The organism is Providencia sp. PROV223 (assembly GCF_028479245.1).
Taxonomy (GTDB): domain Bacteria; phylum Pseudomonadota; class Gammaproteobacteria; order Enterobacterales; family Enterobacteriaceae; genus Providencia; species Providencia rettgeri.
Map to the genome: position 1 here is coordinate 1 of NZ_JAMPNG010000022.1, position 26,412 is coordinate 26,412.

The 26,412-nt window shown below is 42.6% G+C and carries 19 protein-coding genes; 8 read left to right on the forward strand and 11 right to left on the reverse strand.

Features of this window, described 5'->3' with window-relative positions:
• Positions 1–232 precede the first annotated feature (232 nt).
• On the reverse strand, positions 233–550 hold the full coding sequence (gene trpR, locus PR767_RS18605) for a trp operon repressor (RefSeq protein WP_004914745.1): 318 nt from the start codon (positions 548–550) through the stop codon (positions 233–235).
• 325 nt (positions 551–875) lie between these two features.
• On the reverse strand, positions 876–2,789 hold the full coding sequence (sltY, locus tag PR767_RS18610) for a murein transglycosylase (protein WP_204354428.1): 1,914 nt from the start codon (positions 2,787–2,789) through the stop codon (positions 876–878).
• A gap of 473 nt (positions 2,790–3,262) precedes the next feature.
• On the opposite strand from sltY, the gene ettA reads away from it, so the two are divergent.
• Positions 3,263–4,930 (forward strand): energy-dependent translational throttle protein EttA, encoded by a 1,668-nt coding sequence (gene ettA, locus PR767_RS18615; RefSeq protein ID WP_004914750.1) that lies wholly within the window; start codon positions 3,263–3,265, stop codon positions 4,928–4,930.
• Positions 4,931–5,120: 190 nt separating this feature from the next.
• On the opposite strand, the gene nadR is transcribed toward ettA, so the two are convergent.
• The 3 genes from nadR to serB form a co-directional block, all read right to left on the reverse strand.
• Positions 5,121–6,356 carry a multifunctional transcriptional regulator/nicotinamide-nucleotide adenylyltransferase/ribosylnicotinamide kinase NadR gene (gene nadR, locus PR767_RS18620; RefSeq protein WP_109911846.1) on the reverse strand — a complete coding sequence of 412 codons (1,236 nt, stop codon included), beginning with the start codon at positions 6,354–6,356 and terminating at the stop codon, positions 5,121–5,123.
• A 29-nt stretch (positions 6,357–6,385) separates the two neighbouring features.
• A complete protein-coding gene (gene radA, locus PR767_RS18625; RefSeq protein ID WP_004914753.1) occupies positions 6,386–7,771 on the reverse strand; it encodes a DNA repair protein RadA in 1,386 nt (461 codons plus the stop codon).
• Positions 7,772–8,090: 319 nt separating this feature from the next.
• Complete coding sequence (gene serB / locus PR767_RS18630) at positions 8,091–9,068, reverse strand: phosphoserine phosphatase (protein WP_004914755.1); 978 nt, start codon at positions 9,066–9,068, stop codon at positions 8,091–8,093.
• Between the two features lie 192 nt (positions 9,069–9,260).
• Between serB and PR767_RS18635 the strand changes: the two genes are divergently transcribed.
• Positions 9,261–10,034, forward strand: a complete 774-nt coding sequence (locus PR767_RS18635; protein WP_272520745.1) for an AhpA/YtjB family protein — start codon at positions 9,261–9,263, stop codon at positions 10,032–10,034.
• Positions 10,035–10,060: 26 nt separating this feature from the next.
• On the opposite strand, the gene PR767_RS18640 is transcribed toward PR767_RS18635, so the two are convergent.
• Positions 10,061–10,843: an energy transducer TonB gene (locus tag PR767_RS18640; protein WP_123382509.1), complete on the reverse strand. Its 783-nt coding sequence runs from the start codon at positions 10,841–10,843 to the stop codon at positions 10,061–10,063.
• A gap of 179 nt (positions 10,844–11,022) precedes the next feature.
• Between PR767_RS18640 and PR767_RS18645 the strand changes: the two genes are divergently transcribed.
• The 5 genes from PR767_RS18645 to PR767_RS18665 all read left to right on the forward strand — a co-directional run bounded on the left by PR767_RS18645 (position 11,023) and on the right by PR767_RS18665 (position 19,995).
• Positions 11,023–11,559, forward strand: coding sequence for an RNA polymerase sigma factor (locus tag PR767_RS18645; protein WP_272520746.1), 537 nt, complete (start codon positions 11,023–11,025; stop codon positions 11,557–11,559).
• Entirely contained in the window at positions 11,559–12,545 is a 987-nt protein-coding gene (locus PR767_RS18650; protein WP_272520747.1) for a FecR family protein, read from the forward strand. The genes PR767_RS18645 and PR767_RS18650 overlap by 1 nt, the downstream gene beginning before the upstream one ends.
• A gap of 117 nt (positions 12,546–12,662) precedes the next feature.
• The gene (locus tag PR767_RS18655; protein ID WP_272520748.1) at positions 12,663–15,440 is read left to right on the forward strand and encodes a secretin and TonB N-terminal domain-containing protein; all 2,778 of its coding nucleotides are present in this window, start codon (positions 12,663–12,665) and stop codon (positions 15,438–15,440) included.
• Between the two features lie 69 nt (positions 15,441–15,509).
• On the forward strand, positions 15,510–17,216 hold the full coding sequence (locus PR767_RS18660) for an ABC transporter ATP-binding protein/permease (RefSeq protein ID WP_123382512.1): 1,707 nt from the start codon (positions 15,510–15,512) through the stop codon (positions 17,214–17,216).
• Entirely contained in the window at positions 17,206–19,995 is a 2,790-nt protein-coding gene (locus PR767_RS18665) for a M16 family metallopeptidase (protein WP_272520749.1), read from the forward strand. Before PR767_RS18660 ends, PR767_RS18665 begins: the two co-directional genes overlap by 11 nt.
• 71 nt (positions 19,996–20,066) lie before the next feature.
• Here the strand turns inward: PR767_RS18665 and PR767_RS18670 are convergent, their stop codons facing one another.
• Positions 20,067–21,086 carry a hypothetical protein gene (locus tag PR767_RS18670; RefSeq protein ID WP_272520750.1) on the reverse strand — a complete coding sequence of 340 codons (1,020 nt, stop codon included), beginning with the start codon at positions 21,084–21,086 and terminating at the stop codon, positions 20,067–20,069.
• 205 nt (positions 21,087–21,291) lie between these two features.
• Between PR767_RS18670 and PR767_RS18675 the strand changes: the two genes are divergently transcribed.
• A complete protein-coding gene (locus PR767_RS18675; protein WP_109911839.1) occupies positions 21,292–21,786 on the forward strand; it encodes a GNAT family N-acetyltransferase in 495 nt (164 codons plus the stop codon).
• Between the two features lie 59 nt (positions 21,787–21,845).
• On the opposite strand, the gene deoD is transcribed toward PR767_RS18675, so the two are convergent.
• From deoD to deoC, 4 genes are all read right to left on the reverse strand, one after another.
• Complete coding sequence (gene deoD, locus PR767_RS18680) at positions 21,846–22,562, reverse strand: purine-nucleoside phosphorylase (protein WP_004914779.1); 717 nt, start codon at positions 22,560–22,562, stop codon at positions 21,846–21,848.
• Between the two features lie 398 nt (positions 22,563–22,960).
• Positions 22,961–24,184, reverse strand: a complete 1,224-nt coding sequence (gene deoB / locus PR767_RS18685) for a phosphopentomutase (protein WP_004914781.1) — start codon at positions 24,182–24,184, stop codon at positions 22,961–22,963.
• Positions 24,185–24,236: 52 nt separating this feature from the next.
• Positions 24,237–25,559 carry a thymidine phosphorylase gene (deoA, locus tag PR767_RS18690; protein WP_272520751.1) on the reverse strand — a complete coding sequence of 441 codons (1,323 nt, stop codon included), beginning with the start codon at positions 25,557–25,559 and terminating at the stop codon, positions 24,237–24,239.
• Between the two features lie 48 nt (positions 25,560–25,607).
• Entirely contained in the window at positions 25,608–26,387 is a 780-nt protein-coding gene (gene deoC, locus PR767_RS18695) for a deoxyribose-phosphate aldolase (RefSeq protein ID WP_110731409.1), read from the reverse strand.
• Between the last annotated feature and the right edge of the window lie 25 nt (positions 26,388–26,412).

Sequence of the window (26,412 nt, forward strand, 5' to 3'; positions counted from 1 at the left end):
TAGGTAGGCGGCAAGTGGCGCTAAGCCCTAGGAGCATACACAAGTATGTGACTAAGGCTCCCTCATGAAGCCAACACCGTGACAGTGCAAAATATGACGCGTATTTATATTCTAAATAATTCGTGCTGTGACTAGGCGACCAACGAGGATAGCTCGGGGAGCATACATAAGTATGTGACCCGAGTAGCTGAGAGCAGTCAACAACGTCACAGTACGAAGTATGACGAATATTTTAGAGGAGTTGTTGCTCCAACCACTCCTTCACAGGAATAGGCGCTGACTTCAAACTATTTGACCCGCGCGTAATAGTCGCAATTCCCACGCCTAGCTCATTTTTCAGTTCTCTTTGGCTCATTTCGCCGCGCATCAGTTCTTGCACAATTTTAACGCGAGTCGCTAACGCTGTACGCTCATCTGGCGTGAGTAATAACTGAAGAACTGGCAGATGAATATCTTGTTCAAATGCCAATTGTAATAAATTCACAAAGCGCAGCCAGTCAGCGTTCTCATCGGCTGTTAGAGCCGGATCTTGGTGTTGATTTGCTGTCATCGTTTATCCACCCATACTATTTAACTAGTACAAATAATAACACACTCTTATTAGAAATCATCAACCAAACGCTTTTCAAGCTTCAATAATACAAAAAATAACCAAATTTCATTTAGTTAGCTAATAACGCTTTAGATAGTTTGAATAATATCTAATCGACCGATGTGGAAAGTTAGAAATAAACATTTCCCATACCCACCAACACGCTAAAGCATTCGTGCTGTAGCAAGGCGGCAAAAGAGCTAGGCCCTAGGAGCATACATAAGTATGTGACTAGGGCTAGCGAGTGCAGCCAACACCGCTACAGTGCGAAGGATGACGCGAATTAGTATTTCATATTCCACTCATTAGAAAGCAACACCTTACTATTTTTCTGCCCCATAAAGTGCCGATAGAATAAGTCATATGACAACACGTTTTTCACATAGCCGCGAGTTTCTGAGAACGGAATACTTTCCACAAAGGCGACCGCATCAATACGCCCACCACTATTACCTAACCAACGAGTCACACGAGATGGGCCTGCATTATAAGCCGCACTGGCTAAAATGCGGTTATTACCAAACTGCTGATAAACATCTTCCAAATATGCTGTTCCCAGCTCAATATTGGTCGTAGGATTAGTTAATTGACTAGCATTTACGTAGTTAATACCTTGTTTTTGCGCGGTATGTTTTGCTGTTGCTGGCATCAATTGCATCAAACCTGTCGCTCCGACAGGTGAGCGAGCTTGTGGATTCCACGCACTTTCTTGGCGAGCGATTGCCATTGCATAGCTCTTTTGAATATCTTTCGATTTGGTATATAAATTGAATTCTTTATCCCACGCTAATGGGAAACGTTCTTCTAGGTGATCCCAAAGTTTAGCAGTGATAGTCGCCTGCACGCTGAGATCCGCCCACTTATTATCAAACGCATAACGCGCTAATTGCTCTTGCTGGTTGGCAGGTAGCGATGCCACTAAACTCACCCATTCAGAACGAGCAAGGTTGTCTAGCTCCCAATACATTAACTCTCTAACTCGCTGAACTTCTGGGAGTTGACTGACGCTTGAGTCTGGTTTAACAGCCGTTTTAACGTATACAGGGTAATCTACTTCTAAAACTTGTGCTGCAACCATTGGGTAGAAACCGCGTTTTTCAGTTAATTGGCGAAGTAACGTCTCACCTTCTGCTTTTTTACCTGCATCAATTAACGTGATGGCCTGCCAATATTGCCACTCTTCTTTATTTTTCACTTCCGCTGGCAAGCGATTTAACCATGAAGCGACACCTTTCTTATCGCCAGCCCCTAATGCCAAACGAACACGACGCTCTCTCAATGAAGATGAATTGCTTTCTTGAATGGTCTCATCACGCCATTGAGCCTGTTCAGGGGTCACATCTCCCATATATTGCCAAGCAATACTGTCTTTAAGTAATTGCTTTTCTGCCATGTTCATTTTTTGTGCAGAACTTATGCTATTAAGTACCATACGAGCCGCATCAGGGGATTGACGTGCATAACGACTAAAAGCCGCGATGGTGGCTTGGCGAGTAAAATCCGTTGGCGTCATCGTTTTGGCGAATGTCACAACTGAGGCTGGGTCATTTTGTAATTTCACTAACGCATCACCAATCGTTTTATAACTTGCTGGTAAACGTTTAGCTAAATAACTCGCAATCGAAGTATTACCCTCTTTTATGGCTAAATTAATGCGCTCAAGAGTCATTTCAGGGGTTAAATAACCCTCTTTTTCCCATTCATTAAATAACTTATCACAAGCACTCGGCATTGAACGGCCATTTAACCAGGCTTTTTCTGCCCCTTGCCATGCAACTTGTTTATTTCCCACTGCCCAATTAGCAAAATAAAAATTACATTGTGCTTCTGCAGGTTTTGGGGCTTCAGGGCTAAACTCCAGCAATGATTTCCACTCTTGACGACGGGCTAACTCATTCACAAATCGAGTTTTTAAGTTTTTAGCAACGGGTAGCGTCGGGTAAGTATTAATAAACTCCTGAACTTGGCGAGGTGATACAATATCTAAGTCTTGAGTTAGCTCACGATAAGCGAGATAAGGGTAAAGTGGATAATCATGCAAGGTCGGCAGCAAGCGCTCGACTTCATCCATTTTATTGGCATCCCATGCAACCTTAATTGCTTGATAACGCTCCCGCTGTGCCTGTAAGGAATCCGCCCATACTGTGCTGGAAACCAGCAACATTGTTACAGGTACTGCCGATAACCAACCTTTCATATTCACTCGCTCCATCGCTAAACTAAAGTCAAAATACAGGAAAACCTTAACCTATATATACCCCAAATAATTCGAGTTGCAGGTAGGCGACAAGCGAAGATAGACGGGGGAGCATAGATAAACTATGTAACTCGGCTAGCCTAGTGCTGTCACTTACACCTCAACGAAAAGCGCTGCAACTTGAAGGATTACGGGTATATTAAACATATATCAATACTATGAATGCTACCGAAAGTTTTTATTTAGTAACAGCGGAGAGTTCTTGAATTTTTCGACTTTACAGTCTTTTACTTTATATTTATTAGGTTTTTACTCTCGAGTTAACGCAGATAGCCTAGACCATCACATACGCAATCAGGTATAGTTCATACCAAAATATTTATTGTTGTTTATCCAATCGCAGTAGGTCATGTATTCCTACTGCATAGAAACAGAAAATTAAAATTCCCTTTATAAATCAAAAGGTAAATAAATTGGCTCAATACGTTTATAGTATGTATCGGGTTGGAAAAATTGTTCCACCGAAACGTCATATTTTAAAAAATATCTCTCTGAGCTTCTTTCCGGGGGCTAAGATCGGTGTTTTAGGTCTTAATGGTGCAGGTAAATCAACATTACTGCGTATTATGGCAGGTATTGATACCGATATCGAAGGCGAAGCACGTCCACAACCTGGTTTGAAAATCGGCTATCTTCCGCAAGAACCTAAGTTAAACCTTGAGCATACTGTCCGTGAAGCCGTTGAAGAAGCGGTTAGCGAAGTCAAAAATGCATTAACTCGTTTAGACGAAGTTTATGCAGCTTACGCAGAAGAAGGTGCAGATTTCGATAAACTCGCGAAAGAGCAAGGCGAGTTAGAAGCGATTATTTCCGCACAAGATGGCCATAATTTAGATAACCAATTAGAGCGTGCGGCGGATGCACTGCGCCTACCCGCTTGGGATGCTAAAATCGAAAACCTCTCTGGGGGTGAACGCCGTCGTGTGGCAATTTGCCGCTTACTACTCGAAAAACCCGATATGCTACTGCTCGATGAGCCAACCAACCACTTAGATGCTGAGTCTGTTGCTTGGTTAGAGCGTTTCTTACACGATTACGAAGGGACTGTTGTGGCTATCACGCATGACCGTTACTTCTTAGATAACGTTGCGGGTTGGATCCTCGAACTTGACCGTGGTGAAGGTATTCCTTGGGAAGGTAACTACTCTTCTTGGCTTGAGCAAAAAGATGAGCGTTTGGCGCAAGAAGCCTCTACAGAAGCCGCTCGCCGTAAGTCTATCGAAAAAGAACTTGAGTGGATCCGCCAAAATCCAAAAGGCCGTCAAGCTAAAGGTAAAGCGCGTTTGGCTCGCTTTGAAGAACTCAATAGCGTTGAATATCAAAAACGTAACGAAACTAGCGAACTGTTTATTCCACCTGGACCGCGTTTAGGGGATAAAGTTATCGAGGTTGAAAACCTAAGTAAATCTTATGGTGACCGCGTTCTGATTGATAACCTGAATTTCTCAATCCCGAAAGGGGCAATAGTCGGGATTATCGGCCCTAACGGTGCGGGTAAATCCACCCTGTTCCGTATGATTTCAGGCCAAGAGCAACCGGATTCCGGCTCAATCACGTTAGGTGATACCGTAAAAATTGCCTCTGTTGACCAGTTCCGTGATGCGATGGATGACAGCAAAACTGTCTGGGAAGAAATTTCTAACGGCCAAGATATCATGCGTATTGGTAACTTTGAAATTCCAAGCCGTGCCTATGTGGGTCGTTTTAACTTTAAAGGCGTGGACCAAGGTAAACGTGTTGGTGAGTTATCAGGTGGTGAACGCGGCCGTTTACACTTAGCTAAATTACTGCAAGTGGGCGGTAACGTCCTGTTACTCGATGAACCAACCAACGACCTCGACGTTGAAACTTTACGTGCCCTGGAAAACGCCCTGTTAGAGTTCCCAGGCTGTGCCATGGTTATTTCCCATGACCGTTGGTTCCTTGACCGTATTGCAACCCATATTATTGATTACCAAGACGAAGGTAATATTACGTTCTTCGAAGGTAACTTCTCTGAATATGAAGATTACAAAAAACGGACGTTAGGCGCGGAAGCGTTGCAGCCACATCGTATGAAGTATAAGCGTATGACCAAATAATCCCTGTCATAATTTAGAATTATAGCGGTGTTGGCTGCGCTCGTGAGCCCTAGTCACATACTGGTGTGTGCTCCTAGGGACTCACTCTCTTGCCGCCTACCTATAATTCAAATTATTTAAGGGATCGATATCATATAGATAGAATAAAAAACGGCATCATTCGATGCCGTTTTTTATTGGGTGACTTTATTTATAAGTCATCCAACATCAGTAACTGCTGAACAAGGGTAACACACTCTAAGAAGCGTGTGTCATAATCTGAGGATTCTACACGCACAAATTCAATATTGTTTTTCTTCAGCATTTCAATGAGTAAGCCTTGGAACGCTTTCCGGTCTTTATCACTCCCCAAGCTTCTTAAACCATCAGCTACCCAAGGAGTGTTATTCTCTAAAACTATGACCAAATCGAATCGGTATTCGTCTATCAATGCCTGAACAAATGGATGCTCTTTGCCTTCATAGCGCAAACAAAAGGCTTGAGTCGTGACAAAGTCGGTATCAATAAATGCGACTTTATTAGCATATTTTACTGCAAAATCAATATATTGAGCGTGTCCTAAGGCGATTTTGTCGTAGTCAGAATATTGCAATGCCATCTCATCGCCACCTAAGTGGCTAAACACATAGTCTCGGCCATATTCCCATGCGCTGGATGTATTGAAAATATTCGCTAACTTATTGACTAACGTAGACTTACCACTCGATTCACCGCCTAAAATCGCCACTTTACGCACGAAGAAGGGTTTGACTTCCGTTGGGATATATTCCCAATAACGAAACGGCGCTTGGCGAATTTGGTTACCGCTAATATTCATAAACGTACGTTCAGGGTCAATCAAAATGGTTTCGATACCTAAATATTTTTTATAGCGCGGAGCGTCATTCGCTTCCCCTGAATAAATAAAACTTGGGTTAATATTATGCTTTTTCAAAAAGCCTTTCATTCCATCACTCCACACTTCCCAACCGTGTGGATACGGCTCTATGCCATTTTCATCAAATGAGTGAATATGAATATTTTTTTGATATTTAAAGGTTTGTAATAACCACCGTAAACGGTCGCTTACTGTGGGCTGTTGAGACATAGAACTGTTAATAAACAAGTCCTTATCACGGGGTTCATCGTGGCAGAGAATGACATGAAGCTCATCCACTTGGCTGCACGCCCGTTGAATCAAATAAATATGCCCAGTATGTAATGGATAAAATTTGCCGAACACCACACCAATCGTTTTTTGCTGGTTGGGGTATTCAAGACCTAAAAAGCGATGAAGAGCCGCAATTTTTTGTGCGCTAGGGCTTTTAATTTTGTCGTTAATCAACTGGCTGAGATAGCCTTTGGTCATATCTGTCGCATCCGCAACTTGCTGGAGCGTGTAACCCGCTCGTTTAATTGCGTTTTTAAGATAGTCAAATTCAGCCATGTATTTTCCTTTTACCCTAAATTAAAAGCTTATAATTCATCCAAAATACTTAATGCGTCTGCTAATTTCTTCACGCCATACACTTTCATGTCCGGAGGTGATTTTTTGGGCATATTCGCATGAGGGACAATAGCGCGTTTAAAACCATGTTTTGCTGCTTCAGAGATACGTTCTTGCCCACTTGGAACTGGACGAATTTCCCCTGCCAGCCCAACTTCACCAAATACCACAAGGTCTCTAGGTAGCGGACGATCACGAAAACTAGAAACAAGGGACAGCAATAGTGCTAAGTCAGCGCTAGTTTCTGTAACTTTAACGCCCCCCACGACGTTAACAAAAACGTCTTGATCTGACATTTGCAAACCACCGTGGCGGTGTAATACTGCCAATAAAATGGCTAAACGGTTTTGTTCAAGCCCGACCGCAACACGCCGTGGGTTCGACATCATAGAATGGTCGACAAGCGCTTGGATTTCCACCAGCAGCGGTCTTGTCCCCTCCCAAACTACCATTACCGAACTACCTGATGTGATTTCATCACCACGGCTTAAGAAGATTGCTGAGGGGTTACTGACTTCTTTAAGCCCTTGTTCTGTCATGGCAAACACACCTAATTCATTGACTGCCCCGAAACGGTTCTTATGACTACGCAAAGTACGGAAGCGGTTATCCGCATCGCCATCTAGCATAATAGAGCAATCAATACAGTGTTCGAGGACTTTAGGGCCTGCCAATGAGCCATCTTTGGTGACGTGACCGACCATAATGATGGCCACACCACGGGTTTTCGCAAAACGGGTAAGATAAGCCGCGGTTTCCCTAACTTGTGCCACACTGCCCGGGGAAGATTGGATATCCGCCATATGCATCACTTGGATAGAGTCAATCACCATCAATTTAGGCTGCTCTTGCTCCGCAGTTAAGCAAATTTGCTCAATACTGGTTTCTGACAGCATATTGAGTGAGTCGGTCGGTAGCCCTAAGCGGTGCGCTCGCATCGCCACTTGTTGAAGAGACTCTTCCCCTGTGACATACAAGGTTTTCATTTCGCGAGATAACAAGCACATGGTTTGCAGCAATAAGGTACTTTTACCCGCTCCCGGGTTCCCTCCAATGAGGATGGCGCTACCCGGTACGACTCCGCCACCGAGCACACGGTCAAACTCTTTAAACCCTGTAGTAAAACGAGGCAGTTCTTCGAGGCTGATTTCAGATAATTTCTGAACCTTACTGACCCCAGCCGCATTTCCTGCATAGCCCGTTAAGCGGTCAGTACGCGATGAAGAGCTTGTTGAGGCCAGACGCACTTCCGTAATGGTATTCCATGCATGGCACGCACTACATTGCCCTTGCCAACGCGGATAATCTGCCCCGCAATCATTACAGACAAACGCTCTTTTAACCCCTTTTGCCACAGCAAACTCCTCTTAAAATTCAATTTTGTTCTTATTTCTTATTTTTATAACATTTCAACCCTATACGCTAAATAGTTCGATATTGTAGGTAGGCGGCAAGCTTAGTTATCCCTAGGAGCATACATCAGTATGTGACTAGGGTGATTAAGTGCAGCCAACACTGCCACAGCACAAACCATAAAATATCGATATCAATATTCAAAATAGTTCGGGTTGTGGCTAGGCGGCAAAAGAGGATGTCTTGGGGAGCATACACAAGTATGTGACCCAAGCAGCCGAGTGCAGCCAACACCGCCACAGCACGAAATATGAAGAATATTTAGCGTTCTTCGTGTTTGAGGCCCCCGCTCAACACACACATCACCCCCATCAGATCTGCATGACGAATAGCGACCTTCGCCCTTGCGTACACCTTTGGTTTCGCATGATACGCAATACCCAGCCCCGCTTTACGGATCATCTTCAGGTCATTTGCCCCATCACCGATCGCCACCGTTTGTTCAATGGGAATTTCCAGTTTTTCAGCCAATTTAACCAAGGTTTGCGCTTTATATTTCGCATCTACAATTGGGCCTTTAACTTTGCCCGTTAACTTGCCATTTTTGACTTCAAGTTGATTAGCAACCGCCGCCACAAGTTTCAATCGCTGTTGCAAGTTATTAGCAAAGAAAGTAAAACCACCGGATGCTATCGCAATGTGCCAATTCATTGCTTGTAACTTACGTACGAGATTCGTTAAGCCTGGCATTAAAGGCAATGTTTCCATCACTTGATCAAGAATAGCGGCATCAGCGCCTTCAAGTAAGCTAACTCTTGCTCGTAAACTTTCCGTAAAATCGAGCTCCCCTAACATGGCTCGCTCGGTCACTTCTGCAACCTGCTCTCCCACCCCTGCTAAGCGAGCAATTTCATCGATACATTCAATCTGAATGGCTGTCGAGTCCATATCCATCAGTAATAGGCCCGGTGAACGCAAACGTGGTATTTGCCCTAATGGCACCACATCTAATAAACATTCGTCAGCGAGTTTTTTAATTCGAGGTGTAATACTCCCGGCAATTCTGACCACTTGGTAGTCATCAATACGCCACGAGGAGACAATTACGATAGCGATCCCTAATCGCTGTTGGAAATTACTGATCCGCGCTTTATCTAAGCCACGGCCATATAGTAACCACCCACTGTCACCTGCACGATAATCCAATGGCATCACTTCTTCACCACTTAACGACAATGGCAACCCCGGCCATTTTTGGATTTCGTCGGGTAGATAACAATAGGTCAAACTCGTTGACATGAAAATTAGCTCCTGTAATCGAAAAAACTTTTTTATAATGATAAGTTGCGAGCAGCCGAACGAAGCCACTATACTCAATTTTAAGGCTTTGTGACCTTATGTGTTTACTGCTAAAACTGAAGATAATCCCATACTACCTGAAGTATAACGACATTTTTATACTCAAAATAAGTCGAGAGCACCAATAAAGCAATGAAACTTACCTTTAGGCTCCACAAAACAGTGATTATCGTTATCTGCATTGCGCTGGTAACCTTACTGATGCATGGTATTTCTTATTTAGGAAATAGCCAAAACCAAGGCAGAATTGAGCAATTTAAACAATTGACCTATGTTCTTGCTGAACAAGTCGCCTTCAGCTTATCTGATTATATTGTTCCAGGCAGTAAAGATTTTAACTTAGAGCGCATTAATGCCAATTTAAATAACGTGGTGAAAGATAGGTATATTTTAGATGCCAGTATCTATACCGCTAGCGGCACATTGGTCACTCAAGTTGGTGAACCTACCACGGTAAAAGAACGGCTCGCGATAGATGACAGCTCATCACTACAAAACTTTCAATACCAGCTTGTTGTTCCCATTCAAGGAACAAAAGAGCCAAAAGGCTATTTACGCTTTACGATTGATACAGAGCTCCTTTCAGCCGAAATTCAACAAGCAGATAACAGTACCAATGTATTACGAATTTTTATTCTACTCTCCTTGTGTATTGGTTTCGTTTTAGCAAATACATTACTGCGTTTAAAGAAAAAGAAAGGTCACAAACAAGCCCCTCCGTTAGTCATTAATACAGAGGAAAATCAAGATGATAATGGAGATGACAACAGTAATGAAGATGGCAAGCAAGAGAACAAAGGAACGCCAGCTACTAAGCCAGCACGTTTGAAACGAAAGAAAGAACCTCGACCTTATCGCCCTAAACGGCCTGCCTCAAAAAATAAGCCAAATTCATCTGATAAATAGCCCTAAAAAGGGCTATTGAGTTAAATTTAAATAGAAGTTGTGTCGAACACGATTGGCGCAATAAACTCGACCCGACCATCGACTAGCAATGTTTCTGGCGGGGTAGGAAAAGGCGCAGCACGTGAAATTGTCGCCAACGCTTCTTTATCCAATATTTTCGTACCGGATGAATTCAATAAACTGGCGGCAATCACTTGACCCCGACTATCCAAAACTACTTTTATATGAGAAACCCCTGTTGAGCGGTAACGCAGTGCAGCACGCGGATAGCGTTTGGTTTTAGCTATCCGCTGATGAACCTCACTTTGCCAACCTTGGTGCCCACTCACTGCCGCAGACGCATTACTGGAAAAATTCGCACTGCTACTGGATTCGCTCCCTGATGCAGGGGCGGAAGTGACCGTCGACTCCTGGGTGGTAACAGGTGCTTCGTCGATGACTTTTTTCTCTTGTGGAATTTTCTTTTTCGGTGGTCGTTTTTTCTCACTGACTTTCGTCAATGTGCCATTATCTACAATCGCAGTTTCAGGTAATTTATCCACCTTTTCAATGACTTCAGGTAATGATTCCTCACGTGTCGTCATTTGTTGTTTAGGGGCATGATTGATTTCAGGCTCAGCCTGCTGTTCAAGCTGATAAACACCCAGCTGCAACGAGATTGCTGGTGGTAATACCCCGGTCTTAGGAATTGAAGAGGTAAACCATCCAATAAAAATGATTGCCAGTGTTCCATGGAAAAGACAACTTAAAACCAAACCGCCTAGTGGACGGAAAATCGGGCGCTCTAACTGACCCGTCATACTGCTCATATTCTGCCTCACGACTTTATTTTTTGCAGATTATAGGCATAATACAAACAAAAATGATATTCATTATTATTAGTAAAAACACAATTATTAAAATAAATTATTGATTTAAATAATAAAGTAATCTGAGCAGATTATTAATCAGCACAACTGTGCTCTTTTATGACATTAACACCAGTAAAATGACTATTGATAAATCTCTTGCCCGTAAAATTAGCGGTGCGTATCAGTCAACATATAGCCAACTTGTGCGCTTTTTCCGCAGTCGGCTAGATAACAGCAACGATGCTGATGATTTATCACAGGATGTGTTTACACTATGGCTAAACCGTAAAGAACAAACGCCTGTAAATGAGAGCCGCGCTTATCTGTTTAAAATTGCGAATCATGTTTTGATTGACCATTGGCGACGTAACCAACGCCAAACTAAATCAGAGACATCCATTGATGACATTACTCATGAGCCACATTTTGAACAGAGCCAAGCTGATCCCAGTGAAATCTTGGAACATCAGCAACGGATCCAACGGCTGAGCGAAGCACTTGAAACGTTACCCCCCCGTCGACGAGAAGCATTTTTGCTGTATCGTTTTGATGGCTTATCTCAAAGCGAGATTGCTGAGCGAATGGAAATTTCAATCAGTATGGTGGAAAAACATATTGCAGCAGCACTTGTTCACTGTAAAAAACACCTTGATAATCAGGGCAATAATTCGTAATGACACACGACTCTTTGCAAACATCAGATGATGAAAGCCGCATTGATGAAGAAGCCGCGCTGTGGTTTACCCGCATGCATAGCCAACGCATTAGTGCTCTTGAAACTGAGCAATTCAAACAATGGGTTGCAGCATCACCTGAACATGCAAAAGCGTATGATGCCATTGCTGAGCTATGGCGCGATTTTGATGATATGCCGCGCCCTGCTAGCACAATACTTCCGAAGGAAAAACGCCCTTTTTTTCGCTTATGGCGCCCTTTGGGCAACACTTTAGCGGCATTTTTTATTGCAGCTATTTTGTTTTTGCCTTACAGCCACTTGCCTGCGATGTTACTCAATAATATGACCATAGTAGCAACGGATACGCCTAAAGAAGTCACATTACCCGATGGTTCTCAGCTGTTTCTTAACCGCAATACCCGTATTCATGTCGCCTATGAAACTCCAGTGCGTAATCTGTACCTAGAACAGGGAAATGTTTACTTTAAAGTCAAATCCAACCCTTATCGGCCTTTTATTGTTCAAGCTGATAACCGGCGTATTCAAGTGGTAGGAACCGAATTTGAAGTTAACAAAGTGGCTCAGCAAGTTGCTGTGAATGTCAGCCAAGGCATTGTCAGCTTTGAAGATGCCGCAAGCAAACAACCCGTTTTCCTACTTGCTGGTGACAGTGCAGTCAGTCAATCGCCGAACAGCCCAATCGCTCGCCAACACATCAACCCGCTAGATGTGGCTCGTTGGCGTTTTGGTGAATTTGTTTTTGTTGATAAACCACTTTCAGAAGTCCTCGACGAACTTAAAAACTATTCATCGATAAATATCGAGCTTTCTCCCGCTCAATTAGCGAAGAGTAAAATCTCAGGTCGCATCAATACCCATCAGCCAGAACAGTTTTTTCAAGCCCTTCCTTCATTACTTCCGGTACAAGTCGTCTATCGAGATAAAAATAACGTATTGATTATTCAAAATAAAAAAAATAAATAAAAAATATTTTCATTTGCAGGTGAGGATAATTCTCATTTCACCCTCTTCTTAACTAGTCATCATTTTGCTGACCTATTTTCGCACACTTTTTGTGCAGCTTAAGAATAAGGGATAACCATGTCTATTCAGTTTACTCAAAGCCGATTAAGGCCGCTCGCCCTTGCTATTGCGGTGAGTAGCGCCATTGTTTGTCAGTCTGCATCAGCACAAGAACTCGCATTTTCACTACCAGAACAATCACTGGCGACCTCAGTGGCTGAAATTAGCCGCCAAGGCCAAATTCAATTGATTTATGATAAAGGTCAGTTAAATGGCTTACGAGCACCAGCCTTGTCTGGTAACTACTCCGCACAAACCGCATTACAAAAAATACTCATCGGTAGCGGCTTAGAGTTAATCAATGAAAATGGTGTTTTCGTTATTCGTCAGCAAAATTTAAGCCAAGGCACATTGGTATTACCGGAAACTCAAGTCTCTGGCGTTGTTCAGAATCACCCCGCAACAGATGTTATGTCAGCACCGCAATATGTGACGTCTGAAGAGATTAGCCAGAAAAATACCGGTGATGGCAATATCACCGATTTAATGAAAACTAACCCTGCTGTCCAATTTGCTAACAATGACAGCAACTCGATGAACCAAGGAGAAATCAAGCCTTCCCGCATCTCAATCCACGGCTCAAGCAGCTATCAAAATGCTTATCGCCTTGATGGTGTTAGTTTTAATAATGATTTTGACCCCGCAGACAGTGGTCTCGGTGAAACAGCGACCCGTCTGAGCAGTAGCGACCAAGGGATCTACATCGATAGCCGTCTGATCGACAGCATGACAGTGTATGACAATAACATTCCTGTCGAATTTGGTGGGTTTACAGGGGGAACCGTTGAAGTCAATAGCCGTCGCTGGCAAGGGGAAAATAGCGCCCATGCCTATTACCGCTTAACTCGCTCCGGTTGGAACAACTTGTTCCATGACTCCACACAAGGTATTGATACCACAAAAAATGATACCGCCAACCCTGCTCGCTTTCAAAACCGCTACGATAAAAATGACTTTGGTGGCTGGTTTGAATTAGGGGTGAGTGAAAATTCAGGGCTCGTATTCTCGGCCTCACGTCGTAGCTCGACTATCCCGATGACAGTGACGGGTGGCGAAGCATTTGTACTGGAAAACAACCAAATCGAACCTATTTTTTCTGATTCAGGTAAAAAAAATCAGCGCCGTACCTCAGATAATTACTTTTTAAAATATTCACTGGATTTATCGGATAAAAGTTCATTAGATTTATCTGCTAACTACGCCTCTTACGATAGCCGCTTATTTTCTTCGTCCGTCAGCAACTCGGGTTATGATTCAACCCATGATGGATTAGGTTTTACCGCTGTATTTAAACATCAGCTGGATTTAGGCCAATTTGAAATCACTGCTAATACTCAAGACTTAAAAGATAACCGTAGCAACGACCAAAAATACTCACTAACCGTTAGAGCGATTGAGTTTGATGAGGATTGGAATTACCTCGGCATGACAGAACGTAATAGTGGTGGCCTTGGTGATTTAGAATCGAAACAGAAAAGTCATGGTCTAAAAACAGTGATGAGATTTAATTCTCTCGAAGATAGCTTAGGGATAACTCATCAACCAACGTTAGGGGCCGAAATAAACTATACCAAAGGGACGTATGTCCGTGATCATGATTATCTCCGCTACACCTATTCAGGTAATCTAATCAAAGATGATTATAATGGTAGTCTGACAAATATTAACCGATTTAAAAAAGGGTCATATTCCGCAGACTACACTAACTATGCAATTTTCTTGGATGATAACATCCAGTATGGCAATTTAACGCTACGACCAGGTATTCGTCTTGATCGTGATGATTTTGTAAACCGCACTAATATCGCACCACGTTTATCCGGTAACTATGATGTATTCGGTAATGGTAAAACGCAAATTATAGCAGGTGCGAACCGCTACTATGGCCGCTCCATGCTGACTTATGCACTGTACGGTGCGCAAAATGGCGGAATGCAAAATTGTAATGGTAGTGAATGGGATCCTTGCTCCCTAATATTAGAGAATAACAATTGGGATAATCAAAAAGATTACGAAGGGATCGATTCACTAAAAACGCCATATAATGATGAGCTTACTGTTGCTCTGCAACAAGAAATCCTTTCAACCACATGGCGTCTACAATACGTACACCGTGAAGGGTATGACGAAGTCAGAACTCGTACCAAATATGACACTCGTGATGCCGATAAACGTAGCATTCGGATGTACGACAATGGCGGCCGTAGCTCACACGACACCGTAACCCTTTCAGTTAATAACAGCCAACCTTGGGAGTGGGCAGATGCATCCCATGTAATGACAGCATCACTTACATGGCAGCAAAGTGAAAGTAATACCCCGAAAGATTCAGGTTATAACTCATTTGACCCAGCCAATAAAGTCAATCTAAACAAAGTTTGGTATGACGGCAAAATTATTGATGCATCAAAATTGCCTTCAACCAGCTTTAACTCTCCGTTCAAATTTAACTTAGAACTGACCAGTGTTTGGGATGATTATGACCTAACTTGGTACAACCGCCTACAATGGTGGGGAGCTCGAGACCAAGCAGTTCGCTACGATAACGCCTACGCAGTCGACCCTGAATATGGACAAGTTCGTAAGTACACCAAGCAGCATTTCTCCAGTAAATATACGTGGGATACTCGCCTAGGCTGGAAACCTGAATTCGCTCACGGTTTTGGCTTCTCAGTCGAAGTGAACAATATCCTTAACAATAAAAATGTTGCTGACCGCTTTGTCTTTGAAGACCGAGTATTGAAGTCCTACGACCCGGGCCGTCAGTTCTGGTTACAAGTCAATTACGACCTGTAATCCACCAGCAATGTGAGCAATTTAAAAAATATAAGCCATTAAAATAAAACAACAAATGAATAAAACGTCATGAAGACACTGAAACAATTTTTCTATTTAGTAAAACCTTTTTGGGGGCAGCGTGCTGCCCTTTTGTGCTGGATACTGCTGTTTGCCTCACTCGGGCTCACGTTGTCCTCGGTTTGGTTCAACGTCAAAATGAACATGTGGAATGGGGATTTTTATAACGCCCTACAAAAACTCGACGGCCAAGCGCTGTATGGCTTATTGCAATACTTTGTGATTTTAGTCAGCGGGCTAATTTTTGTCGTTGTTATGGGTAATTACCTAAAACAAATGCTGATTATCCGCTGGCGCAAAGGCATGACGGAGCAAGTACTTAGCCGTTGGTTATCCCCAAATAGCAAACATTACCTATTAAGGCTGACATCACAAGAGCCAGATAACCCAGACCAACGTATTGCCGAAGATATTCGTTTACTGATTGAATCGACATTAAATTTAGTGGTGACATTCCTCCACTCAATGTTAACTCTGATTTCATTTGCGACCATCCTTTGGACACTTTCCGGTAGCCTGTCGTTTAACTTTGCCGATAGCGACTGGACCATTCCTGGGTATATGTTCTGGGCTTGTATTATTTATACCCTCATTGGTATTGCACTTACCCAATGGATTGGTTTCCCACTTCGCCGTTTGCATATGGATAAACAACGCCGCGAAGCGGATTACCGTAGCTCATTAATTAATTGCCGCCAACACGGTGATGCCATCGCAGGGCAGCGTGGTGAAACTCAAGATAGAAAAGAACTGATGGGGCGCTTTGGTGAAATTATTAGCAACTGGAACCGCTTGATCCGTTGTGAGCGGAACCTCTCTTTCTACACAGTGGGTTACCAACAAGTTACCGCCTTAGCGCCTGTATTACTCGCATTACCTAAATTCCTTGCGGGTGAAATCATGTTGGGTGGCTTAATGCAATTGCGCCAAGCCTTTACCAGTGTTGCCACTTCACTCGGCTGGTTTATTTTTGCCTATAAAGAAATCGCCGCATGGCAAGCCACAGTCTCCCGTTTATACAACTTTGTGGTTTTATTGGAAAACGATAACAAAGCGGTGGTTACTATCGACGAAAAATCGCCACCTCTGATCGCTAAATTATCCGTTTCTACCGCAGACAACCGCTGCTTAATTAATTCCGTGAATATAACCGCCAAACAAGGCGAATTAACCTTGATTAGTGGCCGTTCTGGTGTTGGTAAATCCACCTTATTACGCACGCTAAGTGGGCATTGGCCTTTCTTCAACGGCACTATCAGCCGAACAGAAAAAGTTATGTGGATCCCACAACGCCTCTATTTACCAATTAGTCGGCTTGATAGCTTATTGGCTTATCCCAAAGCAACATCCCAATTTAGTCAGCAAGATTTTCAATATGCATTGATGTTAGTCGGGTTAGAAAAGCTGCATCACCAACTCGCACTCGAAACTGATTGGAACAACCGCCTATCTGGTGGAGAACAGCAGCGCATTATGTTTGCGCGTTTATTGCTCAACCGACCAAAACTACTGTTATTGGATGAAACCACCTCTGCCCTTGATGAAAACAGCGCATTAGAACTCCTCGCTCTATTGAAAGCTGAGTTACATGACAGTGCCATTATTTTGGTTAGCCATCAGAGCTTCGTTGCTCAATTTGCGGAACAACAAATATTGCTCGTTGAACCTGCGAGTGAAAAATCCTTAAATACAGGAACACCTGAATATGCTTCGTAAAATTACCTTCGCCACACTGGTAAGCATTCTGCTCGGTGGCTGCGCAGGCAGCACATCTGTGAGTCAAAATGCAACCTCGCTGTTGCCCGTACGCGGTGACCTGCAACACTATCAACTCGAAAATGGACTGCAAGTTTACCTTCTACAACGCAATCAACCTGGAGTTGAACTGCGTTTGTTGGTCAGTAGCGGTTCATTGCAAGAAAATGAACAGCAACTTGGTCTCGCGCACTTTACTGAACATATGGCGTTTAAAGGCACCAAACATTTTCCGGGAACCACGGGGTTCAAACAGCTTGAACACCAAGGGCTTAAACTCGGTAGCCATGTTAATGCGATCACCAGTTTAAATTCCACACTATATAAATTATCACTCCCTGAAGCCACGACAGCACAAGTCGCCACGGGCTTACAAGTGATGGCTGATTGGGCATCAAATATGACATTTGACCAAGACGCCTTTGAAAAAGAGCGTCCTGTCATTGTTGAAGAGTGGCGCTTACGCCAAGGGATGGGCTATCGCATCAACGATAGTTTAGAAAAATTACGCTACCACGGTAGCCGATACGTCGATCGCAACCCAATTGGTTCATTAGATGTGGTACGCAATGCCCCGATTGAGCAAGCGAAAAGCTATTACCAAACATGGTATCAACCTCAGCGAATGTCACTATTAATTATTGGTGATTTCAATAGTTCATCAGTACGTAATCAGGTTGATAATTTATTTGCGCTCCCTAAACCCGAAAAAGTGGCAGAAGATAACCCGCAATGGAAACAATTTGCCCACTCAACCAATATGTTAGTGCAAGGCGTGTTTGATAAAGAGCAAGGGGCGCGTTATGTGCAATTTGCCTTACAAAAGGATGTTAGCGCACCGCTAAATACGCGCTTAGGGCAGTCCGAAGATTTACTCGATAACCTCTGGTTAGCCATTTTAAACCAGCGTTTCTCCGTCATGATGGATAACGGTATTTTGCCATCCATTAGTATCAATGAACAAGGAGCAATGTTAGATAACCAGCGCTTACAACAGTTGATGATCATCCACCCTAAAGGCAATGATTACCAAGGTGCGACTGAGATTTTATTTACAGAGCTACAACGCCTTGCTACTGAGCCGGTTACCCAAGAAGAACTTGATTCTGCAAAGCAAGCCATGCTGAAAAAATTTAGCCAGCAAGCCGCTTCAGAACAACGTTATAGCAATGAATATTTAGCGGGGCAACTCACTACGGCACTTGAATACGACATGCCGATGTGGAATAAGCGCCAGCAGTTAGATAACAGCTACCAATTGATAAAGTCTGTCAAACCGCAGGATTTACAACAACATGTCGCTAAATTCCTACAAACCGCCTCCCCGCGTTTAGCATTAATTGGACCGGATACAGATGCCGCGACAATGGATAAGTCCGCATTTAATCAACAATGGCTTAAAATACGCCAAAGTACACCCGGGCCATTTACGCTGCGCTCCAAAGCGATTCAACTACAGCTACCTCAAGTTCCCAAAGGGGATATTGTTGAGCAATCTAAGCTACCGGTTGAAAAAACAGAGCGTTGGACATTAAGCAATGGTATTCAGGTAATTGTTAAAACAGATAAAAATCTGAAAGATGACATTCAATTTAACTTGCAATTACCGGGTGGCCGCTCGTTAGAAACACAACAAACGGCAGGTTTAACCGATTGGGCATTGAAACTTCCTGAAAGCAGCGGTTATGGGAATTACAGCGCTCGTGATCTGGCTTTACTGGCAAAACAAAACCAAATTAGCGTTCGCCCATACAGTGAATTACTCACGCATGGTTTTCGGGGAAAAACCCCTGTCGATAACCTCGAAACGGCTCTACAACTACTCAACTTGAAGCTAACAGCGCCTCAATTTAGTGGCGAAAAGTTAGAGCAACAAAAACAATCTTTTGCTTTAAACTTATCCAAAACTCCCGTAGAGCGCACGTTCCTTGATAATATCAATAAAGAAAGCTATACCCATGGTGAATTTTTAGTGATCAATCCACAGGGTAGCTGGCAACAATTTACTGCTCAACAGTTGCAGCAAGCCAACCGCCAATTACTCACGTCAACAGCAGATATGACACTGGTCATTACAGGTGCAATGAATAGCCGTGAGCTAAAACCGCTGTTAGAGCAATGGGTTGCATCACTGCCGCAAAGTAATCAAAAACTGGTATCTCGCGACCAAGGGATCATACCAAAAATGGCCAGCTTTAATAAAACATATCCCATCAGTAGCAGTGATAAAAGCATGGTCAGCATTCAATTCGCCTCACCCGCCGTATGGAGCCAACAAGATAGCTTAGCAATTCAACTTATTGATACCATTGTGAGCCAACGTCTGCGCGGCGAATTACGTGAAAAAGCCAGCGGGATCTATGCATTAGGTTTTTCACAGATGTTAGCAAAAAAACCGCAACCTTATTACCTCGCTCGCTTGAATTTCACCACGTCACCTGAGCGCGCTGAAGAAATGACGCAAATCGCCCAAAAAACGATTGGGCAAATTCGTCAAACAGGTGTGAGTGAAAAAGAGTTAACTGAAGCAAAAAATATTTGGCTCACTGAAAATTCACAAGTGACGGATAGTTCAAGCTATTGGACCGAAGCTTTGGCGCAGATTGCTGCAGATGATGGGCAATATCAGCGTTTAAATCAAGAACAAGATATTATTCGCCAACTCACGGTTGAGGATATTAATCGTTTGACTCACCAGTATTTAGGGCAGAATTCAAAAGTGTTTATGATGACGCCTTAATTACTAAATCAAGGTTAGAAAGCCAACAATATATTGTTGGCTTTTCTATCCCGAACTATCATTATTGCTATTCAAAAACGAAAAAATTTTTTCATCTCTAAATAAACTTCTTTTGCTTTTTTTATAAAGAAAAATAATTTCCATTCAATAGCATTTAATAATCGCTCCCGTAAGCTTTTAGGTTTCATTTTGATATCATCGAATATATGGATAGGCTTGACTATTTCAGTATCTATTTTTATATAATCAGTAAGATTACTCTCAATTCTACCTAACGTTGCCTGTGATAAGATATCAAATCCATATTCGAATAGGGAATTTAGTTTTTTAATAAATATCTCTGGTTTCTCATTTTCCTTCAATTTTAAAATATTATCTTTAAAGTGAATAAATAGTTCATCGGGAACATCCTTTAATCTACTCATTTTAGAAATGGTTTTAGTTAATTCCTTATATAACTCATCAGCAACATCAATCGGTTCTGGTGTTGTTATAGTTGCTTGTGATGGTAGCGGAGGAAAAGATTCTAAATTAGTACGTTGCGTATCTTTAGCTATCCCCATTGGTTCTTCTAAATAGTTAACAATAAATTTATTTGTAACATATTCTTTATCTAAAAAAAGCTCATAAAAATCATAAAGTTTAATAACAATGTCATCCGATGATTTCGTTTTTTTCATTTCGCTAATTATTTCTTTAATTAAATCAACATCTCTCTCATCTACTTTATTATTTTTCAATAAGCTATAGAAGCTTTTTTCCATTTCATTTGGAATGGCAATCGCTTCCATTAATGGTGGCCATTCCGGCTTCTCAATGACTCTTATTCTATATTCGTTTCTTTCAAGTCCAACTTGGGGTAGATTACTACCTTTCAATACACCGTGAAGAGGGGCCTCTGCATATTTAATCTCATCAATATTATTTTTATTCTTTCCTCTTAGATTTATAGGCGATAACGTTCGAGTCTGCTTAATATTTTTTATTTGCTTAGTAACATATTTTTTAATTTTTTTTGGGGCATTTTTTATATGCTCCTTGCTCGCTGTTAAGCTAACTAAAATGTTTTTCCTACCCATTGATTCAAGCATAATAATTCCTCTGAATAAATTACTGAACGCTATATAGCCAAAATCGTATATCTATTTATTATGTTGTGATATCAGATAGCGATTTTGTCTATTTTTAGTCACTCAATTTGTAATGCCTTTCATGACGTTGATGACTATCGATTGACAGGTCATCGTTTTAATGTGATTAATATTCTTATAATAAATAACGATAAAGAGACTCGATGTGAACAACGTAACCATCCGCAGAGCAACACTGGACGATGTGTCTGCAATCACCCAAATGCACGCTGACTATTCCGCGTATGCGAATACTTTACAACTGCCATATCCAACAACAAATACGTGGGAAGCTCGCCTAAGTGCTAATGACCCGCTAGTCACACAGTTTGTGGCCACTATTGATGATGTCGTTGTCGGGTTACTCGTTATTCATCAACCAAGCCAAATACGTCGCCGCCATGTGGCTACCTTCGGGATTACCGTTAGTGAAGCCCACCAAGGCAAAGGTATTGGCTCACAACTGATGCGAGTGATGGTGGATTACTGTGACAACTGGCTGAATGTCCATCGCATAGAACTAGAAGTATTCGCCGCAAATGGCAGTGGCGTCGGGCTGTATGAAAAGTTTGGTTTTGAACTAGAAGGCCGCATGAAAGATTATGCATTTCGTGATGGGCAATATGTTGATGCGGTGATGATGAGTAGGATCAAAAAATAGCGATAAAAAAATGCCACACAATAGGTGGCATTTTAGCGCATAATGAAAACGTCTAACGACTATTTGTCGCCTAACAGCACGGAGTCCAGTGCAATTTCAATCATCTCATTGAACGTGGTTTGACGTTCTTCTGACGTTGTTTGTTCGCCAGTTTTGATGTGGTCAGAAACGGTACAAATCGTTAATGCACGTGCACCAAACTCAGCGGCAACACCATAAATACCCGCAGCTTCCATTTCAACACCTAGGATGCCGTATTTTTCCATCACTTTGAACATATCAGGATCTGGTGAGTAAAATAGGTCTGCTGAGAACAAGTTACCCACACGCACATTCACGTTTCTTGCTTTTGCCGCTTCAACCGCATTATGGACTAAGTCATAGTCTGCAATCGCTGCAAAATCATTTTCTTTAAAACGTTGACGGTTAACACGTGAATCAGTACAAGCGCCCATACCAATCACAACATCACGCAATTTGACGTCATCCATTACTGCGCCACATGAACCCACACGAATAATCACTTTTACACCAAAGTCAGTGATCAGTTCTTTCGCGTAAATGGAGCATGAAGGGATCCCCATACCGTGACCCATAACAGAAATTTTACGACCTTTATAAGTCCCTGTAAAACCTAACATGCCACGCACATTATTGACTTGGCGAACATCCTGAAGGAAGGTTTCAGCGATGTATTTTGCACGTAATGGGTCGCCTGGCATCAGAACGACATCAGCGAAATCACCCATTTCTGCATTAATATGTGGAGTTGCCATGATTATTTCCCTTTAAATGATTAAATTTTTTTAAATGAATAAGGTGGTTCCCCACCTTATTCTTAAAAAAGATGACGGCAAAGCCTTGCCCATTACCTTTAACTGCGCACAATTACCCTAAATAATTTGAGTTGTCGCTAGGCGACAAAGAAAATCATCCCTATGAGCATACATAAGTATGTGATTAGGAGGATTTTATGCAGCCAACACCGCGACAGCTCAAAGAATGACGGCAAAGCCTTGCCCATTACCTTTAACTGCGCACAATTACCCTAAATAATTTGAGTTGTCGCTAGGCGGCAAAGAAAATCATCCCTATGAGCATACATAAGTATGTGATTAGGGGGATTTTATGCAGCCAACACCGCGACAGCTCAAAGAATGACGGGTAATGGGTGTTAGAGCATTGGTTTACCATACTCCATCGGCGACAAATCAAAGTACTTAGCGACTGTCTGCCCAATGTCCGCGAACGTTTCACGGTGACCTAATGAGCCAGGTTTAACTTTTGGTCCATAAATCAGTACTGGGATGTGCTCACGGGTATGGTCTGTACCTGGCCAAGTTGGGTCACAACCGTGGTCAGCGGTTAAAATCAGAATGTCATCTTCTTTAACTAATTTCATTAGTTCAGGTAAACGACGGTCGAACAATTCTAATGCTGCGGCATAACCAGCCACATCACGGCGGTGGCCGTATGCTGAGTCAAAGTCCACAAAGTTAGTGAAAACGATGGTGTTATCACCCGCCAGTTTCATTTCTTCTACCGTTGCATCGAACAGTGCATCAATACCTGTGGCTTTAATTTTCTTAGTGATACCAACATGAGCGTAAATATCAGCAATTTTACCGATAGAAACCACTTCACCTTGTTTTTCATCAACTAATTTTTTCAATACTGTTGGTGCTGGTGGCTCTACCGCTAAGTCATGACGGTTACCTGTACGTGTGAAGTTACCGGCTTTATCACCAACAAATGGACGCGCGATAACACGGCCAATGTTATAACCACCTTTGGTTAACTCTTCACGTGCGATTTCGCACAGCTCATACAGTTTATCTAAGCCATAAGTTTCTTCGTGGCACGCAATTTGGAATACGGAGTCAGCAGAGGTATAGAAAATCGGTTTACCGGTTTTCATGTGCTCTTCACCCAGTTGATCGAGGATAACTGTACCGGATGAATGGCAGTTACCTAAATAGCCCGGCAAGTTTGCTTTCTCGACTAAAGTATCCAGCAGCTCTTGTGGGAAGCTGTTTTCTTCATTAGAGAAATAACCCCAATCAAATAGCACAGGTACACCCGCAATTTCCCAGTGACCTGACGGGGTATCTTTACCCGAAGAAATTTCGCTCGCATAAGCGTATGCGCCAATAATTTCTGCATTAGGATCAAGGCCTGCAGGGAATGAACCGCTTGATTCTTCTCCTGCTTTACCTAAACCTAATTTTGTTAAATTCGGTAAATGCAGAGGCCCTTTACGACCAATATCCGCTTCGCCACGTGCGCAAGCATCTGCAATGTGACCCAGTGTGTTTGAGCCTTCATCACCAAATTTATGTGCATCGTGTGCAGCACCGATCCCAAAGGAATCCAAAACCATAATAAATGTGCGTTTCATATTTTTCTCCTGCGGTATTTTTAAATACGATATACCACTAAAATCTTGTGTATTACTCGCTGATTTGGCGATAAACCATTGGTGTAGCTTCAGGTGCTTTATCACCAATCACCATCGCTTCACGCACTTCCTTCGCGGCTTCTTCCCACGCTTTTTCACTATTTGCATGGATAATTGCCAGTGGCGTTTGGGTATCCACTTTGGCACCTAACGCAGCGATATCACTCAAACCAACACTATAATCAATTGGGTCTGTCGCTTTACGACGACCACCACCTAAAGTCACGACAGACATTCCCAGCGCACGTGTATCCATTTGCGTGATAATGCCGTCTTTTGGTGCATAAACCGCTTTGCTCAGCACTGCAGTCGGCAGGTATTTGTTGTAATTTTCAACAAAATCAGCTGGCCCTTTTTGCGCTGCAACCATACGGCCAAACACTTCTGCCGCTTTACCATTGTCTAATACTGCCTGTAATTTTTGACGTGCTTCTTCGCGGTTTGCGGCTAATGAGCCAGACACTAACATTTCTACGCATAGCGCCATGGTGACTTCATAAAGACGTGGATTACGGTATTCACCTGTCAAAAATTGTACAGCTTCACGCACTTCAACGGCGTTACCGGCACTGGATGCCAGTACTTCATTCATGTCAGTTAATAATGCGGTGGTTTTACACCCTGCGCCATTCGCGACTTTAACAATAGACTCAGCTAGCTGTTCTGACTTCTCATAAGTTGGCATAAATGCACCTGAGCCAACTTTAACGTCCATCACCAGAGCATCAAGGCCTTCAGCCAATTTTTTACCTAAGATTGAAGCCGTAATTAGCGGAATAGAATCTACTGTCGCAGTGATATCACGGGTTGCATAAAAACGTTTATCTGCAGGTGCTAATGAATTGGTTTGCCCAATAATTGCTACCCCGACATCTTTGATAATGTCACGGAAACGCGCATCATCTGGGAAAATATCGAAATTAGGGATCGCTTCGAGTTTATCTAATGTGCCACCGGTGTGGCCTAAACCACGGCCTGAGATCATCGGTATATAGCCACCACACGCTGCGACCATTGGGCCTAGCATTAATGAAGTGACATCACCCACACCACCAGTTGAATGTTTATCAACTAATGGGCCATTGAGATTGAGTGATTTCCAGTTCAGCACCGTTCCTGAATCACGCATAGCTAGCGTTAATGCAACACGCTCAGGCATGGTCATATCATTAAAATAGATAGTCATTGCCAATGCAGCAATTTGACCTTCTGAAACTGAGTTATCGCGAACACCATTAATAAAGAAACGAATCTCTTCTTCGCTTAATGGCTTACCATCACGTTTTTTACGGATAATTTCTTGTGCCAGAAACACAATATGCTCCTTTAAAGTCGAATTTATCGGCTAACAATATTGCGAAAATTAATAGCTACTGCTTGATTTTTTAACGTCAAAACCCAGCGTATTTAATAAATTTGCTAATAAACTAGAAGCACCAAAACGGAAATGACGGCTATCTGCCCAATTATCACCTAAAATTCGACCAGCTAACGCTAAATATTCTGCCGCTTCTTCTGCGGTACGTACGCCACCAGCAGGTTTAAAACCAACAGTTTTTTCCACCCCCATATCATGAATGACTTGCATCATGATTTCTGCGCTTTCTAATGTTGCATTAACAGGCACTTTACCTGTTGAGGTTTTAATAAAATCAGCACCCGCTTTAATGGAAATTTCAGAAGCTTTACGGATTAATGCCGCATCTTTTAACTCACCGGTTTCAATGATCACTTTCAACAGCACATTGGCTGCCGCGCAAGCGTCTTTACAGGCTTTCACTAAGTCAAAACCAATTTTCTCATTACCGGCAATCAATGCGCGATAAGGGAATACCACGTCAACTTCGTCCGCACCGTAAGCAATCGCCGCTTTAGTTTCAGCTAATGCGATATCAATATCATCGTTACCGTGAGGGAAATTTGTGACCGTTGCAATACGTACATCTGGAGTGCCTTGTTCACGTAATGTTTTACGTGCAATTGGAATAAAACGAGGGTAAATACAGATTGCTGCTGTATTGCCTGCAGGGCTTTTCGCCTGATGGCACAGTGCGATGACTTTCGCATCAGTATCGTCATCATTTAAAGTGGTTAAATCCATAAGGGACAGCGCGCGTTGTGCGGCCGCTTTTAAATCAGTCATATAACTCTCCAACGTTGTTAATTCT

What these genes read in the sequence shown, in the direction of transcription:
- sltY (WP_204354428.1), bottom strand. Translation starts at nt 2,789, where the DNA reads ATGAAAGGTTGGTTATCGGCAGTACCTGTAACAATGTTGCTGGTTTCC.
- PR767_RS18665 (WP_272520749.1), top strand. Translation starts at nt 17,206, where the DNA reads ATGCTTCGTAAAATTACCTTCGCCACACTGGTAAGCATTCTGCTCGGT.
- PR767_RS18640 (WP_123382509.1), bottom strand. Translation starts at nt 10,843, where the DNA reads ATGAGCAGTATGACGGGTCAGTTAGAGCGCCCGATTTTCCGTCCACTA.
- PR767_RS18660 (WP_123382512.1), top strand. Translation starts at nt 15,510, where the DNA reads ATGAAGACACTGAAACAATTTTTCTATTTAGTAAAACCTTTTTGGGGG.
- serB (WP_004914755.1), bottom strand. Translation starts at nt 9,068, where the DNA reads ATGTCAACGAGTTTGACCTATTGTTATCTACCCGACGAAATCCAAAAA.
- PR767_RS18645 (WP_272520746.1), top strand. Translation starts at nt 11,023, where the DNA reads ATGACTATTGATAAATCTCTTGCCCGTAAAATTAGCGGTGCGTATCAG.
- trpR (WP_004914745.1), bottom strand. Translation starts at nt 550, where the DNA reads ATGACAGCAAATCAACACCAAGATCCGGCTCTAACAGCCGATGAGAAC.
- PR767_RS18670 (WP_272520750.1), bottom strand. Translation starts at nt 21,086, where the DNA reads ATGCTTGAATCAATGGGTAGGAAAAACATTTTAGTTAGCTTAACAGCG.
- deoD (WP_004914779.1), bottom strand. Translation starts at nt 22,562, where the DNA reads ATGGCAACTCCACATATTAATGCAGAAATGGGTGATTTCGCTGATGTC.
- PR767_RS18655 (WP_272520748.1), top strand. Translation starts at nt 12,663, where the DNA reads ATGTCTATTCAGTTTACTCAAAGCCGATTAAGGCCGCTCGCCCTTGCT.
- deoC (WP_110731409.1), bottom strand. Translation starts at nt 26,387, where the DNA reads ATGACTGATTTAAAAGCGGCCGCACAACGCGCGCTGTCCCTTATGGAT.
- PR767_RS18635 (WP_272520745.1), top strand. Translation starts at nt 9,261, where the DNA reads ATGAAACTTACCTTTAGGCTCCACAAAACAGTGATTATCGTTATCTGC.
- deoB (WP_004914781.1), bottom strand. Translation starts at nt 24,184, where the DNA reads ATGAAACGCACATTTATTATGGTTTTGGATTCCTTTGGGATCGGTGCT.
- nadR (WP_109911846.1), bottom strand. Translation starts at nt 6,356, where the DNA reads ATGGCTGAATTTGACTATCTTAAAAACGCAATTAAACGAGCGGGTTAC.
- PR767_RS18650 (WP_272520747.1), top strand. Translation starts at nt 11,559, where the DNA reads ATGACACACGACTCTTTGCAAACATCAGATGATGAAAGCCGCATTGAT.